The 14,696-nt window shown below is 66.6% G+C and carries 16 protein-coding genes; all 16 read left to right on the top strand.

What is annotated here, in order from left to right:
* Nucleotides 1-12 precede the first annotated feature (12 nt).
* The 16 genes from ACT6QU_RS00270 (at nucleotide 13) to ACT6QU_RS00195 (ending at nucleotide 14,590) form a co-directional block, all read left to right on the top strand.
* Nucleotides 13-585, top strand: coding sequence for a head-tail connector protein (locus ACT6QU_RS00270; RefSeq protein WP_444563869.1), 573 nt, complete (start codon nucleotides 13-15; stop codon nucleotides 583-585).
* Entirely contained in the window at nucleotides 585-914 is a 330-nt protein-coding gene (locus ACT6QU_RS00265; protein WP_444563919.1) for a phage head closure protein, read from the top strand. The genes ACT6QU_RS00270 and ACT6QU_RS00265 overlap by 1 nt, the downstream gene beginning before the upstream one ends.
* Nucleotides 911-1,063, top strand: a complete 153-nt coding sequence (locus ACT6QU_RS00260; RefSeq protein ID WP_444563870.1) for a hypothetical protein — start codon at nucleotides 911-913, stop codon at nucleotides 1,061-1,063. The genes ACT6QU_RS00265 and ACT6QU_RS00260 overlap by 4 nt, the downstream gene beginning before the upstream one ends.
* Complete coding sequence (locus tag ACT6QU_RS00255) at nucleotides 1,044-1,454, top strand: DUF3168 domain-containing protein (protein ID WP_444563871.1); 411 nt, start codon at nucleotides 1,044-1,046, stop codon at nucleotides 1,452-1,454. The genes ACT6QU_RS00260 and ACT6QU_RS00255 overlap by 20 nt, the downstream gene beginning before the upstream one ends.
* 57 nt (nucleotides 1,455-1,511) lie before the next feature.
* Nucleotides 1,512-1,787 (top strand): hypothetical protein, encoded by a 276-nt coding sequence (locus ACT6QU_RS00250; protein WP_444563872.1) that lies wholly within the window; start codon nucleotides 1,512-1,514, stop codon nucleotides 1,785-1,787.
* A 12-nt stretch (nucleotides 1,788-1,799) separates the two neighbouring features.
* On the top strand, nucleotides 1,800-5,654 hold the full coding sequence (locus ACT6QU_RS00245; protein ID WP_444563873.1) for a baseplate multidomain protein megatron: 3,855 nt from the start codon (nucleotides 1,800-1,802) through the stop codon (nucleotides 5,652-5,654).
* Between the two features lie 12 nt (nucleotides 5,655-5,666).
* Entirely contained in the window at nucleotides 5,667-5,873 is a 207-nt protein-coding gene (locus tag ACT6QU_RS00240) for a hypothetical protein (RefSeq protein ID WP_444563874.1), read from the top strand.
* A gap of 62 nt (nucleotides 5,874-5,935) precedes the next feature.
* On the top strand, nucleotides 5,936-6,232 hold the full coding sequence (locus tag ACT6QU_RS00235) for a hypothetical protein (protein WP_024586430.1): 297 nt from the start codon (nucleotides 5,936-5,938) through the stop codon (nucleotides 6,230-6,232).
* Between the two features lie 49 nt (nucleotides 6,233-6,281).
* Nucleotides 6,282-6,947 (top strand): response regulator transcription factor, encoded by a 666-nt coding sequence (locus ACT6QU_RS00230; protein WP_444563875.1) that lies wholly within the window; start codon nucleotides 6,282-6,284, stop codon nucleotides 6,945-6,947.
* A gap of 25 nt (nucleotides 6,948-6,972) precedes the next feature.
* On the top strand, nucleotides 6,973-8,364 hold the full coding sequence (locus ACT6QU_RS00225; RefSeq protein WP_444563920.1) for an ATP-binding protein: 1,392 nt from the start codon (nucleotides 6,973-6,975) through the stop codon (nucleotides 8,362-8,364).
* A 97-nt stretch (nucleotides 8,365-8,461) separates the two neighbouring features.
* The gene (locus ACT6QU_RS00220; protein WP_444563876.1) at nucleotides 8,462-8,908 is read left to right on the top strand and encodes a hypothetical protein; all 447 of its coding nucleotides are present in this window, start codon (nucleotides 8,462-8,464) and stop codon (nucleotides 8,906-8,908) included.
* Between the two features lie 67 nt (nucleotides 8,909-8,975).
* Nucleotides 8,976-10,043, top strand: coding sequence for a c-type cytochrome biogenesis protein CcmI (gene ccmI, locus ACT6QU_RS00215; protein WP_444563877.1), 1,068 nt, complete (start codon nucleotides 8,976-8,978; stop codon nucleotides 10,041-10,043).
* A 7-nt stretch (nucleotides 10,044-10,050) separates the two neighbouring features.
* A complete protein-coding gene (ccmE, locus tag ACT6QU_RS00210; RefSeq protein ID WP_024586425.1) occupies nucleotides 10,051-10,488 on the top strand; it encodes a cytochrome c maturation protein CcmE in 438 nt (145 codons plus the stop codon).
* Nucleotides 10,489-10,495: 7 nt separating this feature from the next.
* A complete protein-coding gene (locus tag ACT6QU_RS00205) occupies nucleotides 10,496-12,490 on the top strand; it encodes a heme lyase CcmF/NrfE family subunit (RefSeq protein WP_444563878.1) in 1,995 nt (664 codons plus the stop codon).
* Entirely contained in the window at nucleotides 12,487-12,945 is a 459-nt protein-coding gene (locus ACT6QU_RS00200; RefSeq protein WP_444563879.1) for a cytochrome c-type biogenesis protein, read from the top strand. Before ACT6QU_RS00205 ends, ACT6QU_RS00200 begins: the two co-directional genes overlap by 4 nt.
* A 103-nt stretch (nucleotides 12,946-13,048) precedes the next feature.
* Complete coding sequence (locus tag ACT6QU_RS00195; RefSeq protein ID WP_444563880.1) at nucleotides 13,049-14,590, top strand: Do family serine endopeptidase; 1,542 nt, start codon at nucleotides 13,049-13,051, stop codon at nucleotides 14,588-14,590.
* The last annotated feature ends 106 nt before the right edge of the window (nucleotides 14,591-14,696 follow it).

Here is a 14,696-nt window from a genome sequence, read left to right as displayed (position 1 = left end):
ACCGAGGTGGCGATGACCGCATTTCGAACGACCAGCCCCGAGAGCGAGCCGGTGACGCTGGCCGAGGCGAAGGGCCATCTGCGCGTCCAGCACGACAGCGAGGACGAATTGCTGACGGGCCTGATCCGGGCCGCGCGCGAGGAAGTGGAGGCGGCGACGGGGCTGGCGCTGATGGCGCAGAGCTGGCGCAAGGTGCTCGACGCGCTGCCGGGCGACCGGACGGTGCGCCTCGCCCCGCATCCGGTGCGCGAGGTTCTGTCCGTGACCGTGTTCGGCGAGGATGGCGAGGGATCGGTGGTCGACCCGGCGGGATATGTCGTCGACTCGGTGTCACGGCCGGCAGGGGTTCATTTCAAGGTGCCGCTGGCGCCGACTGCGTCGCTGAACGGGATCGAGATCGATTTCGTGGCGGGGCACGGCGAGGCGGCGACGGACGTGCCCGACCTGTTGAAGCGTGCGGTGCTGGTGCTGGTGGCGCACTGGTACGAATTTCGCGGGGTGCATGGCGCGGGCGACCAGCCGGTTTCGTATCCGGCCGGCTACGAGCGGCTGATCGCGCCGTTCAAGCGCAGGAGGATCGCGTGATGGAGTTCATCGATCCAGGGATGCTGCACACCGAACTGATCACGGAAGACGCGATCGAGAGCGGCGACGGGGCGGGCGGCGTCGTGCGCGAATGGGTCGAGGTGGCGACGCTGTTCGCCCATGTCGAGCCGGTGCGGGCGCGGATGCGCTACGGCGCGGATCAGCGGCAGGTGGACATCACCCACCGCATCACGCTGCGCCATCGCGACGGACTCTTCCGGCGGATGCGGCTTCGCCGCGGCGAGCGCGTATTCGCCATCGAGACAATCACCGACCCGGACGAGACGGGACGGTATCTCGTCTGCGAAACGCGGGAGACGGGGCGATGAAGGCGGCGATACGCACGACCGGCGCCGATCTCGTCAGGAGCCTGCGCAGCTTGCTGCATGGCATGGCGGACGACGTTGCGTCAGGCTATCGTGGCGCGCGGGAGCGCCGGACGGGCGAGGAGGGGGTGGATGACAAGCGCGGCACTTGAGCTTCAGCGGGGCGTCTTCGCGTCGTTGCAGGCGAATGCAGACCTGACCGCCGCCATGGGAGCGGTTCGGCTGTACGACCAGGCGCCGGCTAATGCGAAGTTTCCTTACCTGACGTTTGGACGAACCGCCGTCTATAACTGGTCGACCGATACGGAGACCGGGGCGGAACACCTCGTTACGTTGCATGCCTGGTCCAAGGAGCGCGGCAAGAGCGAATGCCACGCGCTCATCGAAATGGTGCGGGCGGCGCTCGACGACGCGGCGCTAGCCCTCGACGGGCATGCGCTGATCCGGCTGCACGCCGAATACTCCGAAGTCCGCTACGAGGACGACAATGACGTCCATCACGGACTGATCCGGTTTCGCGCGCTGACCGAAGCGGCAAGCTGAATTCACTGACATCGTTGAACATTTTTACCTGGAGGCCTTCATGGTTGCTCAGAAGCGATGCCGGCCTATTCGCGCGACTGGGCCGAGGCGCGGACGGATGAGCCGCTGCTGGAGGCTGCGCGGCGGCATATGGTCGAAATCGCGCCGGGCGAGGCTATGCCGGGCGACGTTCTTGCCTTTCGCTGGCGCCGGCATCTGCCGGCCAAGCACCTCGCGATTCTCGCCGACGCCGAGACGATCATTCACGCCTATGAAGGCCATGTGGTGGCGGTGTCGCCGCTCGTGCCGGCATGGCGGTCGCGCATCGCGGCGGCGTTTCGATTTCCAGACTGACCGGGGAATTTCATGGCGACTATCGTTCTGCAAGCCGCCGGGTCGTTTCTCGGCGGCTATCTCGGCACGTTCGGTGCTGCGATCGGCTCGGCGGCGGGTGCGATCGGCGGCTATCTCGTCGACCGCGCGCTGATCAACGGGTCGCAGCGCATCGAGGGACCGCGGCTTTCCGGGATGCGGCCGTTCCAGGCGGAAGAGGGCGTGCCGCTGGCGCAGGCTTTCGGCACGGCGCGGATCGCCGGCAATCTGATCTGGGCGACGCGTTTCGAGGAAGAGAGCCGGACCGAGCGCCAAGGCGGCAAGGGCGGGCCGAAGACGACGACCTACAGCTACTTCGCCAATGCGGCCTTTGGGCTGTGCGAGGGCGAGATCGCGAGCGTGCGGCGGATCTGGGCGGATGGGCGCGAGATCGACCGCGAGCGCTTCGACATCCGTGTCTATCGAGGCGCCGAGGCCCAGCAGCCTGACCCACTGATCGCGGCGAAGCAGGGCGATGCGCCGGCCTATCGCGGCGTCGCCTATGTCGTCTTCGACCGATTTCCGCTGAGTGATTTCGGCAACCGCCTGCCGCAATTCCAGTTCGAGGTGGTGCGGCCGGTCGGCGGCTACCAGAACGACGTGCGGGCGGTGGCGCTGATCCCCGGCTCGACCGAATACGGCTTGTCGCCGGCCGAGGTGACGCGGGCGCGGCCGGGCGGCGAAACCGAGGCGGTGAACCGTCATGTGCTTCACGCCGGCACCGACATCGAGGCTTCGCTTGACGAGTTGCAGGCAGTGTTTCCGAACCTGAAGCATGTCGCGCTTGTCGTCACGTGGTTCGGCGACGATCTGCGGGCCGGGACGTGCCGGGTGCGGCCGGGCGTGACGCAGGGCAATCCGGACGGGTTTTCGCAGGACTGGTCGGTCTCAGGCGTGGCGCGTGCGGCGGCCTATGTCGTCTCGCAGATCGACGACGCGGCTGCCTATGGTGGGACGCCGAGCGACCGGTCGGTGGTCGACGCCATTGGCGAGATCAACCGGCGCGGGCTGAACGTGACGCTTTATCCCTTCATCATGATGGACGTGCCGGCCGGCAACGCCTTGCCGGACCCCTATGGCGAGGCGGCGCAGGCGGTCTATCCCTGGCGCGGGCGGATTTCGTCGATGCCGGCGCCGGGGCAGGCGGGGAGCCCGGACAAGACGAATGCGATGCAGGGCATCGTCGCGGATTTCGCAGGCGAGGTCAGGCCTGCGGATGTCGTCGCGGCGGGTGAGGGTGTCGCGTGCCTGCGGCCGGACGACTGGGGCTATCGCCGGCTGGTGCTGCATTATGCGCGGCTGGCGGCGCTGGCGGGCGGCGTCGACGCCTTCCTGCTCGGCTCGGAACTGCGCGGGCTGACGACGCTGCGCGACGGGTCGAACGGGTTTCCGTTCGTCGACGTGCTGTGCGAACTGGCGGGCGAGGTGGCGGCGATGCTGCCGCAGGCGCGCATCAGCTATGGCGCGGACTGGTCGGAATACTTCGGCTACCAGCCGGCGGACGGATCGGGCGACGTGTTGTTTCACCTCGATCCGCTCTGGGCGCATCCGGCAGTGTCGGCGGTCGGTATCGACAATTACATGCCTCTGTCGGACTGGCGGGACGGCGACGAGGCGGGCGGCAATCCGGACGGGTTCTCGTCGGCCAATGATCGCGACGGCCTGCTCGAAGGCGTCTTCCGCGGTGAGGGTCATGATTTCTTCTACGCCTCGCAGGAGGACCGGGTCGCGCGGCAGCGTATGGCGATCAGCGATGGGGCGTACGGCAAGGATTGGGTCTTTCGCTACAAGGACATCAAATCCTGGTGGGAGAACCCGCATTTCAACCGGCAAGGCGGCGTCGAACTGTCCGAGCCGACGGCATGGGTGCCGGGCTCGAAGCCGATCTGGATGACGGAAATCGGCTGTCCGGCGATCGACAAGGGGCCGAACCAGCCGAACGTCTTCCCCGACCCGAAGAGTTCCGAGAACGCTGCACCGCATTTCTCGAACGGCGCTAGAAGCGATGTCGCGCAGGCGCGCTATCTCGAGGCGCAGCACGGGGCCTGGCAGCCGGGGCATTCGAGCTTCGACGGTGCGCGCAACCCGGTGGCGGCGCTGGAAGGCGGGCGGATGGTCGATCCCGACCGGCTCTATGTCTGGGCCTGGGACGCGCGACCGTTTCCCGCATTTCCGACGCTGGGAGGCGTCTGGGCCGACGGCGCGAACTGGTTTTTGGGCCACTGGCTGAACGGGCGGGCGAGCGGCGTCGACGTTGCATCGCTCATCGAGACGATCATGACGCGACACGGTTTGCCGCTGCCGGACGTGCGGGATGTGCACCAGACGATCGCGGGCTACGTCGTCGACGAGCCGGGCACGGCGCGCGCGGCGCTGCAGTCGCTGGTCGAACTCTTCGGCCTCGGTGTCAGCGAGAACGGCGGGACGATCACCTTCCGCGATCCCGAGATCGTGGGTGAAGTCGTCAATCTGGTGGAACTCGTCGACGATGGCGGCGTGGTGATCGAGACGACGAGCGAGGCGCAGACGCAGGTCGCGAGCGAAGTCGAACTCGCCTATCGCGACCCGTTCCGCGAGTATCAGTCGGCGCAGGCACGCGCCGCGACGTTCGAGCCCGGCGCCGACAGCCGGTCTCGGCTCGGCTTTCCGGGGATGCTGGAGGAAGGGCAGGCGGCCGCGCTTGCCGGGCGGTGGCTCGACCGGCATCGGGCGGGTCGCGAGACGATCAGCTTTGCGACGGCGCCGGCGGTACTTTCGACAGGACAGGCCGTGCGGCTGCCGCAGCGGCGCGGCGACAGGGTCTATCGCGTCGAGACGATCGAGGAAGGGCTGACGGCGCGGGTTGTCGCGCGGCGGATCGGCTTGCGGAGCGCGACCGGCTGGCAGGGTATCCAGCCGCCGGTCCATACGCCGCCGAAGCTGCCGGGGCCGCCGGAGGCGATCTGGCTCGACCTGCCGATGGGACCAAACGCGGAGGCTGCCGAAACCCGCCTGCGGATCGCGGCCGTAGCGCGGCCGTGGCGAAGCCAGCTCGTCTTCGCTTCACCCGATGTCGCGGGCTTCGACCTGCGCGCGCAGATCGACAGGCCGGCGACGATGGGCCGGCTGGAGGAGCCTGCGCAGCCTGGCCAAAGCGGCGTAATCGACCGCGTGACGCGCATTCGCGTGCGGCTGCATGGCGGTTCGCTGCAATCGGCGGCGATTGCGGACATGCTCAACGGCGCCAACGCCGCTGCGATCGAAACCGAGGTCGGTTGGGAAGTCCTCCAGTTCGCCGGTGCAGAGGAAATCGCGCCGGGACTGTGGGAGGTCGGGGATCTGTTGCGCGGGCAGCTCGGGACCGAAGATGCGCTGGCATCCGGTGCCCCGGCAGGTGCGCGGTTCGTGCTTCTCGACCGGGCGGTCGTGGCGGCGGCTTTGCAGTCGAGCGAGATCGGACGCGAACTCAACTGGCGATGCGCGCCCGCCAGATACGATTTGTCCGACCGCTACGCGACAAGCGCGGTCGTCAGCGGCGGAATGCGGGCGCTGTTGCCGCTTTCACCTTGCCATCTGCGCTGCGAGCGGGCGGGCGAGGTGGTGACCTTCGCATGGACGCGGCGCGGACGGATCGATGCCGATAGCTGGCTGGCCTCGGACATCCCGCTTGGCGAAGCCGAAGAACGCTATCTGGCGACGCTTGTGGACGGAAGCGAGGTCGTCGGCGAGGCCGAGACGGAGATGCCGCTTTGGCCGGTCGATGCGTCACTCGTGGAGGGGTACACCCAGCTTCGGTTGCGCGTCAGCCAGATCAGCCTTGCGGCCGGTCCCGGCATCGCAGCCACGCGCGATTTTCACTTCAACACGTAGAGGATGGAAAAGATGGACTTCGAAAAACCCTGGTACTCTTCGCGCACGATCTGGGCCTCGATCATCACCGTGGCGAGCGCCGGTGCCGCAGCCCTTGGCGTGCCGGTCGATGCAGTCGACAGCGCCGCGCTCACCGACACGGTCCTGCAGGCGGTTGCAGCGATCTCGGGACTGGTCGCCATCTTCGGCAGGTTTGCGGCGACGACCCGCATCAGATGACCTGAAACCTAGGGCCGCGTTGTTCATTTGATGTTCAGCCCGTCTGTAATAGAACGTCACACATGAAGAACATTCGCTTCCCGACCCTGGCATTGGCAGCATCGATGGCGCTTGGCGCAGTCTTGCCGGCATCCGCGCTGCCGATGTCGTCCGCCGCCCCTGCGACGCCGCAGCGCATTCTGCTCGTCCAGGGCGATTGCTACGCGGTCGGCCAGCAGATCGCGGCCGAAAACGGCGGAACGCTCGCCAAGGCGACACCCGAGGACCGCGGCGGCCAGCAGGTGTGCGTGATCGTGGTGCTGGTGCCCGGTCAGGACGGGCAGCGTCCCCGTCGTGCCGAATTCGTCGTGCCGATGTAGTCTGCGGCTGCGATTCGTCAAAAATCGGACCAAGGGACGGGACTGAACCATGCGCATTCTGGTCGTCGAGGACGATAAGGACCTCAACCGGCAGGTCAGCGACGCGCTGGTCGACGCCGGCTATGTGGTCGACCGTGCATTCGACGGCGAGGAGGGACATTTCCTCGGCGATACCGAACCTTATGACGCGGTCATCCTCGATATCGGCCTGCCGCAGATGGACGGAATTTCGGTCGTCGAGCGCTGGCGTCGTGACGGGCGCAAGATGCCCGTTCTGATGTTGACGGCGCGCGACCGCTGGAGCGACAAGGTGGCCGGCATCGATGCCGGCGCCGACGACTACGTCGCAAAGCCTTTTCATATCGAGGAAGTGCTGGCGCGGTTGCGGGCGCTCATTCGCCGCGCGGCAGGGCATGCCTCGTCGGAAATCTCGTGCGGACCGCTGCGCCTCGATACCAAGTCGTCGAAGGCCGATCTCGGCGGCGTGCCGCTGCGCCTGACCTCGCACGAATTCCGGCTGCTCGCCTATCTCATGCACCATATGGGCGACGTCGTCTCGCGCACCGAACTGGTCGAGCATCTCTACGATCAGGATTTCGACCGCGACTCCAATACGATCGAGGTGTTCGTCGGACGTCTTAGGAAGAAGCTCGGCATCGACATGATCGAGACGGTTCGCGGGATGGGCTACCGCATGCGCGAGCCTGCGCCATGAGGCGTCGCGGATCACTGCGCCCATGATGTCACGGCGGCTGCGCTTCGGTTCGCTGACCGTCCGCGTCATCGCATTTTCGACGCTCTGGGCGCTGTTGACACTCGTCATCATCGCGACCGTGATCTCGACCCTGTTTCGGCAGGCGAGCGAGCGCGGGTTCGAAAGTCTTCTGTCCGCCCATCTATTCAATTTGATCAGCACGGTCAGCGTTACCGAGGATGGCTGGCTGCAGGGCAATCCGAATCTCGGTGACCTGCGCTTTACGATCCCGCGCTCGGGCTGGTACTGGTCTGTCGAGCCGGTATCCGAGGGCTTGCGCGGATCGCTGCGCTCGATCTCGATGGTCGAGACGGTCGATACACCGTCGACCGACGAGGTGCCGTTCGATTCCGAATTCCAGCGTCGCTATGTCGAGATGGGGCTCGATGAGGAATTCGTCGACGTCTTCGAGAGCGAATTCGTGCTCGACGATGCCGAGCGCGTCGCGCGTTTCCGGGTGATGGGCAACCGGTCGGACCTCGAGGCGGAGATCGCCGATTTCGAGCGGCAGCTCTACATCTATCTCGCCCTTTTCGGTTTCGGCATGATCGCGATCAACGCGATCGCGATCTGGCTGGGCCTTCGACCGCTCTCGCGGGTGCGTCGCGCACTCGCCGAAATCCGTTCCGGCAGCGCGCAAAGGCTGGACGGCAGCTTCCCGGCCGAGATCGCGCCGCTTGCCGACGAAACCAACGCGCTGATCGAAAGCAATCGTCGCATCGTCGAACGATCGCGAACGCAGGTCGGCAATCTGGCTCATTCGCTGAAGACGCCTCTGGCGGTCCTTCTCAACGAAGGCGCGGCGATGGGCGGGCAAAAGGGTGGGCTCATCGTCGACCAGGCAACCGCGATGCAGTCCCAGGTCGAGCACTATCTGCAGCGCGCGCGCGTGGCTGCGCAACGAGACAGCGTGCTTTTCCGGACCCCGGTGGTCGCGACGCTCGAACGCCTCGTTCGGGTTCTCTCCAAGCTCAACCGGCATCTCGACATCTCGCTTGACGCTCCTGAGGATGAAATCGTCTTCAGCGGCGAGAAGGAGGATTTCGAGGAACTGGTCGGTAATCTTCTTGAGAACGCCACCAAATGGGGACGCTCTGCCGTGACGGTTTCCGTGCGGCGCGATGGCGACGACAGGAAGCCGGGCTTCGTGCTGACGATCGAGGATGACGGGCCGGGCATTCCCGAGGACCAGGCGCGGCTTGCGATGAAGCGGGGGCAGCGGCTCGACGAAACCAAGCCCGGCACAGGGCTCGGTCTGGCGATCGTTGCCGATCTCGTCAAGGAGTATGGCGGTTCGTTCGAGCTTGGCCGATCCGGGGAAGGGGGGCTGCGGGCCGTGATCCGTTTGCAACGCCAGCGCGACGAACTTGCCGATTGAAAGCCCTGCCGATGACAAAGTTCGGCCAAGACCCTAGCTTAGGTCTCGCTCTGAATCGACGCGGACTTCGCGTTCAGCATGGGACGTTTCAGCTTAAATGATCATCAGGTTCGCAGGAATTTTGGCCGCAGGACTTTTGGTGTCGGGGTGCATGTCGGCGCCCTCGACCGGCGGTTCGGCGCTGATCGGAGCGTTTGCCGGCCCGACGGGCGCGGGCAGCGCGCAGCCGATGTCGGCAAGCATCGCCGAAGCGATGGCCGGAGGATTGATCGGCCGAACGCTTGGCGAGGACCTCGACCGCGCCGATCGCCAGCGGGCACTCGAGGCCGAATATCGCGCGCTTGAATATACCGCATCGGGCGAGCCGGTCGCCTGGCAGGGCGGCGCACGCCTGTCGGGACAGGTGGTCGCGGCGCCGCCTTACCGGGTCGGCTCGCAGAACTGCCGGCAATACACCCATACGGTCGTTCAAAATGGCGCCGAGCGCGTCGGTCGCGGCACGGCGTGCCGGAACGAAAACGGAAGCTGGACGCCGCTCGCCTGATCGGGCGATACGAAAGGCCGCATCCCGGCGCGATTGGCAATCGACCTGACTGCCGATAGGAACGGGCATGGTTTTCTGGATCACCGCCGCAGCGTTGACCTTCGGGGTATGCCTCGTGCTGCTCGCGCCGCTGGCGCGCGGCCGAACCGATGCGGCTGACAGCCGCGTCCACGAGATCGAGGTCTACAAGGACCAGCTTCTCGAAATCGAGCGCGACATGGCGCGGGGACTGATCACTTCGGGCGAGGCGGAGCTGGCGCGCGCGGAGATCGGCCGCAAGATCATCCGCCTCTCTGATGCGCGCGACGCCGGTGTGGTGGCGGGAAAGCCCCGGGCGGTCGGAAGCTGGGTTGGGGCGATCGCGATCCTGTCACTGCCCCTCGTCAGTTGGGGGCTCTATGCCGCCACCGGTTCGCCCGGCTATCCCGGCCAGCCATTGCAGGCGCGTCTTCAGTCCGACCCGACGCAGGCTTCCGTCGATGAGCTGATTGCACGAGCCGAAGCGCATCTGGCCGCCAATCCGGACGACGCGCGTGGTTGGGACGTGCTGGCGCCGATCTACATGCGGCTCGGCCGTTATGGCGATGCTGCGACCGCGTTTGCCAGTGCCTCGCGCCTCGACGAGCCGACGGCCGCGCGTCTTGCCGGAGAAGGCGAGGCGCTTGCGGCATCGGCCGGAGGACAGATCACCGCCGATGCGCTCGAGCGTTTCGAACGGGCGCTGGCGCTTTCGCCGGACGATCTACGCAGCCGCTACTTCGTCGCGCTGGCCGCCGATCAGGCCGGCAATGGCGAGCAAGCCCGGCAGATGTGGCAGGACATGCGCGCAGACATCCCGCAGGACTCGCCCTGGCACGGCGTCATCGTCGCGGCGATCGAAAATGAGGGAACGGACGCTTCGCCCGGCGCCGAGGCGATCGAAACCATGGTCGCAGGCCTTGCGGCACGGCTCCAGGCCAATGCGAACGATGTCGACGGATGGCAGCAACTGATCCGCTCCTACATGGTACTGGAAAGGCCGCAGGACGCGCAGGCGGCGCTCGATCGCGCGCGCGCGGCGTTCGGACCGGGTTCGCCCGAGGCCGGTCATCTGACAGCCTACGGCCTGTCGCTCGGCCTCGAAGTGGAGCAGTGAGATGGCGATGACGCGCAAGCAGAAACGACTGGCGGTGATCGGCGGCGCGTTCGGGTTCCTCGCGCTGGCGACGACGCTGACCTTCGTCGCGCTCGGCTCGAAGGCCTCTTACTTCTACACGCCGGCGGACGTGGCCGAAAAGGGCGTTGCCGCCGGCGAGCGCATCAGGCTCGGCGGCCTCGTCGCAACTGGCTCGATCGCCCGGGACGGCGGCACCGACGTCAGTTTCGCGGTGACCGACCGGATCGAAACGGTGACCGTTTCCTATAGCGGCATCCTTCCCGATCTGTTCCGGGAAGAGCAAGGCGTTATCGCGGAGGGCGCGTTTGACGCATCCGGGCACTTCGTTGCCGACACCGTGCTCGCGCGCCACGACGAGAACTACATGCCGCGCGAAGTCGCCGACAGCATGAAGGCGCGCGGCATCTGGCAGGACGGGGAGTAGGCGCGACATGATCGTCGAGATCGGACATTTCGCACTCGTCCTCGCCTTCGCGCTGTCGCTCGTGCTCTCCGTCGCGCCGCTGGTCGGAGCGAGGATCGGCGACGCGCGGCTGATGGGCATCGCCGAGCCCGCGTCGATCTCGATCCTGGCGCTGATAGCGCTGTCCTTTGCCGCACTGACCGTGGCCTATGTCCAGTCCGACTTCTCGGTCGCCAATGTCTGGGAGAACTCGCACTCGGCCAAGCCGATGCTCTACAAGATCACTGGAGTCTGGGGGAACCACGAAGGCTCGATGCTGCTGTGGATCTTGATCCTCGCGGCATTCGCGGCGCTGGTCGCGATCTTCGGACGAAACCTTCCCGCGACGCTGCGCGCCAATGTCCTTGCCGTACAGGGCATGATCGCAGCGGCTTTCCTGCTCTTCGTCCTGGCAAGTTCCAACCCGTTCGAGCGGATCAATCCGCCGCCGATCGAAGGGCAGGACCTGAATCCGATCCTGCAGGACATCGGCCTCGCGATCCATCCGCCGCTGCTCTATCTCGGCTATGTCGGCTTTTCGATCTGCTTTTCCTTCGCGGTCGCCGCCCTCATCGAAGGGCGCATCGATGCGGCCTGGGCACGCTGGGTACGGCCGTGGACGCTGGCCGCATGGGCGGCGCTGACCGGCGGCATCGCGATGGGCTCCTACTGGGCGTATTATGAGCTCGGCTGGGGTGGCTACTGGTTCTGGGACCCGGTGGAGAACGCCTCGTTCCTGCCGTGGCTGTCCGGCACGGCTTTGCTGCACTCGGCCATCGTCATGGAGAAGCGCTCGGCGCTGAAGATCTGGACGGTGCTGCTCGCCATCCTCACCTTCTCGCTCTCGCTTCTCGGCACGTTCCTGGTTCGATCGGGCGTGCTGACCTCCGTGCACGCCTTCGCGACAGACCCGACGCGCGGCGTATTCATCCTGATGATCCTGATCGCCTTCATCGGCGGTTCGCTGGCGCTGTTCGCATTCCGGGCCTCTACGCTCACCGCCGGCGGCATCTTTCATCCGATCTCGCGGGAAGGGGGGCTTGTTCTCAATAATCTCTTCCTGACCACCGCAGCGGCGACCGTCCTGGTCGGCACGCTCTGGCCGCTCCTCGTCGAGGCCGTTTCGGGTGAGAAGATTTCCGTGGGCGCGCCATTCTTCAACATGACCTTCGGCCCGTTGATCGTGCCGCTCCTGCTGGCCGTGCCCTTCGGTCCGCTGCTTGCCTGGAAACGCGGGGATCTCCTCGCGGTCAGCCAGCGCCTCTTCGCCGCCTTCGGCTTGTCGCTCGCCATCGCCCTTGCCACCTTCTTCATCGTCGACCGCGTCAGCGCGCTTGCAGCTTTCGGAATCGCGGTGGCGTTCTGGCTCGTCTTCGGCGCGATCACCGATCTGGCGCTGAAATCGGGTATCGGCAAGGTTTCCGCGTCCGTCGCGCTGCGCCGCTTCCTCGGACTGCCCCGCTCGGTCTTCGGGACCGCACTCGCCCATGCGGGTCTCGGGCTGACGACATTGGGGATCGTCGCGGTAAGTGCGCTGGAGGTCGAGCGGATCGCGGTCATGCAGCCGGGAGACGCAATGGACGTCGCAGGCTACGAACTGCGCTTCGATGGGATTTTTCCGTTCGAGGGGCCGAACTACACGGAAGAGCAGGGCCGCTTCACCTATTCGGACCGATCGGGCCGCGAGCGCGGCGAGATCGTCTCGGCCAAGCGCTTCTATCCGGCGCGCCAGATGCCGACGACGGAGGCCGGCATCGCCTCGCGCGGCTTCAGTCAGCTTTACGTCGCGCTCGGCGATCGGGCGCCCGATGGCGGCATCGTCGTCAGGGCATGGTGGAAGCCGCAGGTGCTGTTCATCTGGATCGGCTGCGTCGCGATGATGCTTGGCGGCACGATCTCGCTGCTCGACCGGCGCTTGCGCGTCGGCGCACCCGCCGCGCGCCGTGCCACGCCGGCCCGACCCGCCGTCGAGCCGGCCGAATGATCGCGCGCTTCCTCGTCATCCTCTGGCTGGCGCTCGGGACGGTCGCCGCACATGCGGTGCTCGCCCCCAACGAGATGCTGGACGATCCCGCACTCGAGGCGCGCGCGCGTGCGCTCTCGGCGGAACTTCGCTGCATGGTCTGCCAGAACCAGTCGATCGACGATTCGGATGCCGAACTGGCGCGCGATCTGCGGGTGCTCGTGCGCGAGCGCATTGCCGCCGGCGACAGCGACGAGGCGGTGATGGAATACGTCGTCTCGCGCTACGGTGAGTTCGTCCTGCTGCGGCCGACCTTCACGGCGCGCAATGCGCTGCTTTGGGGAATGCCGGTGATCCTGCTCGTTGCCGGCGGGGCGTTCCTGATCCTTTCGTCGCGCCGGCGCCGGATCTCGACACCTGGCCTCAGCGCGGAAGAGAGCCGCAAGCTCGACGGCATCCTCGGTCGCCGGGACTGACATTACGAAAGTTTCATGCCGGGGAAATGGCGCCGTAATGTCGCCGGGCCTATCTCTTGTCCATCAGGCGCAATCGCGCTGTTCTCGCTTCACGAGGATCATCATGGACACCAATCGACCTTCTCCGATCAAGACCCGCAAGCGCCGGCTCTTCGCCACCGCCGTTTCGCTCGCGCTCGCCGGCGCCATCGGCTTCGGCGCCGTGACCACCGGCACACTGCCCGTCAGCGCCGAAGCTGTGCGCGTCGAGACCACGCAGCAGAATCCCGGCTTCGCCGACGTCGTCGAGCGCGTTTCGCCGGCCGTCGTTTCCGTGCGCGTCGATTCGCAGGCCGCGCCGGTTTCCGATCGCGGCCAGGGAATGCCCTTCAGCGCGCCCGGCTTCGAGGACCTTCCGCAGGATCACCCCCTCAACCGCTTCTTCCGCGAGTTCCGCGGCGAGGACGGTCGCTCGGAGGGACGCCGCGGCGGTCCGCGCGATCGCGCCGAGCGCGCCCGTCCGTCCTCGCAGGGCTCCGGGTTCTTCATCTCGGCCGACGGCTATCTCGTGACCAACAATCACGTCATTCGCGGCGGGTCGGCCTATACGGTCGTGCTTGACGACGGGACCGAGCTTTCCGCCGAACTCGTCGGCTCCGATCCGCGCACCGACCTTGCCGTGCTGAAGGTCGATGAAGATCGCGAGTTCACCTACGTTGCCTTCGCCGACGACAACGATGTTCGCGTAGGTGAATGGGTCGTCGCGGTCGGCAATCCGTTCGGGCTGGGCGGCTCGGTGACGGCCGGCATCGTCTCGGCGCGTGGCCGCGACATCGGCGCCGGCCCCTATGACGATTTCCTGCAGATCGATGCCGCCGTCAATCGCGGCAACTCCGGTGGACCGGCCTTCAACCTCAATGGCGAGGTCGTCGGCATCAACACCGCGATCTTCTCGCCCTCGGGCGGCAATGTCGGCATTGCGTTCGCCATTCCCTCGTCGACGGCCGAGACCGTCGTTTCGAGCCTGATCGAAAACGGTGCCGTGACGCGCGGCTGGCTCGGCGTGCAGATTCAGCCCGTCACCGACGAGATCGCCGAATCGCTCGGCCTCGAGAACGCGACCGGCGCGCTGATCAGCCAGCCGCAGGCCGATGGTCCCGCCGTCGCCGCCGGCATCCAGTCCGGCGATGTCGTGACGGCCGTCAACGGTCAGGCGGTCGCATCGCCGCGCGAACTCGCCCGCCTCGTCGGCAACCTGACGCCCGGCAACACCGTGACCGTGGACATCTGGCGCAATGGCGAGACCCAGCAGGTCGAGGTTGAACTCGGCACCCTGCCTGGCGACGACCAGCTCGCTGCGGCGACGCCCTCCGGCGAGGCTCCGACAGGCGACGTCGCACTGACGGATTTCGGCCTGACGGTCATCCCGTCGGAAGACGGCAACGGCCTTCTGGTCACCGATGTCGATCCCGACAGTGCAGCCGCCGAGCGCGGCATCGAGCCGGGCGACGTGATTGCGGCCGTCAACTCGCAGCCCGTCAAGTCGTCGCGGGATGTTGCCAGCGCCGTTTCGTCGGCTGAACAGGCAGGGCGCAGTGCCGTTCTCCTGCAGGTCAGCCGCGACAATTCCAACCGCTTCGTCGCGCTGCCGATCTCGCAGGGCTGATCCGCGCGAAGACCAGGTCCAGGCCAAAGCGCCGCTTCAAATGCTCCGAGGCGGCGCGATGGCTGGACGTCGGGCCGGTTGACGTCCAAGACTGGCGGCCGGTTCC

The organism is Aliihoeflea sp. (assembly GCF_052435475.1).
Lineage (GTDB): Bacteria > Pseudomonadota > Alphaproteobacteria > Rhizobiales > Rhizobiaceae > Aliihoeflea.
This window is presented reverse-complemented; position numbering and strand designations above follow the sequence as displayed.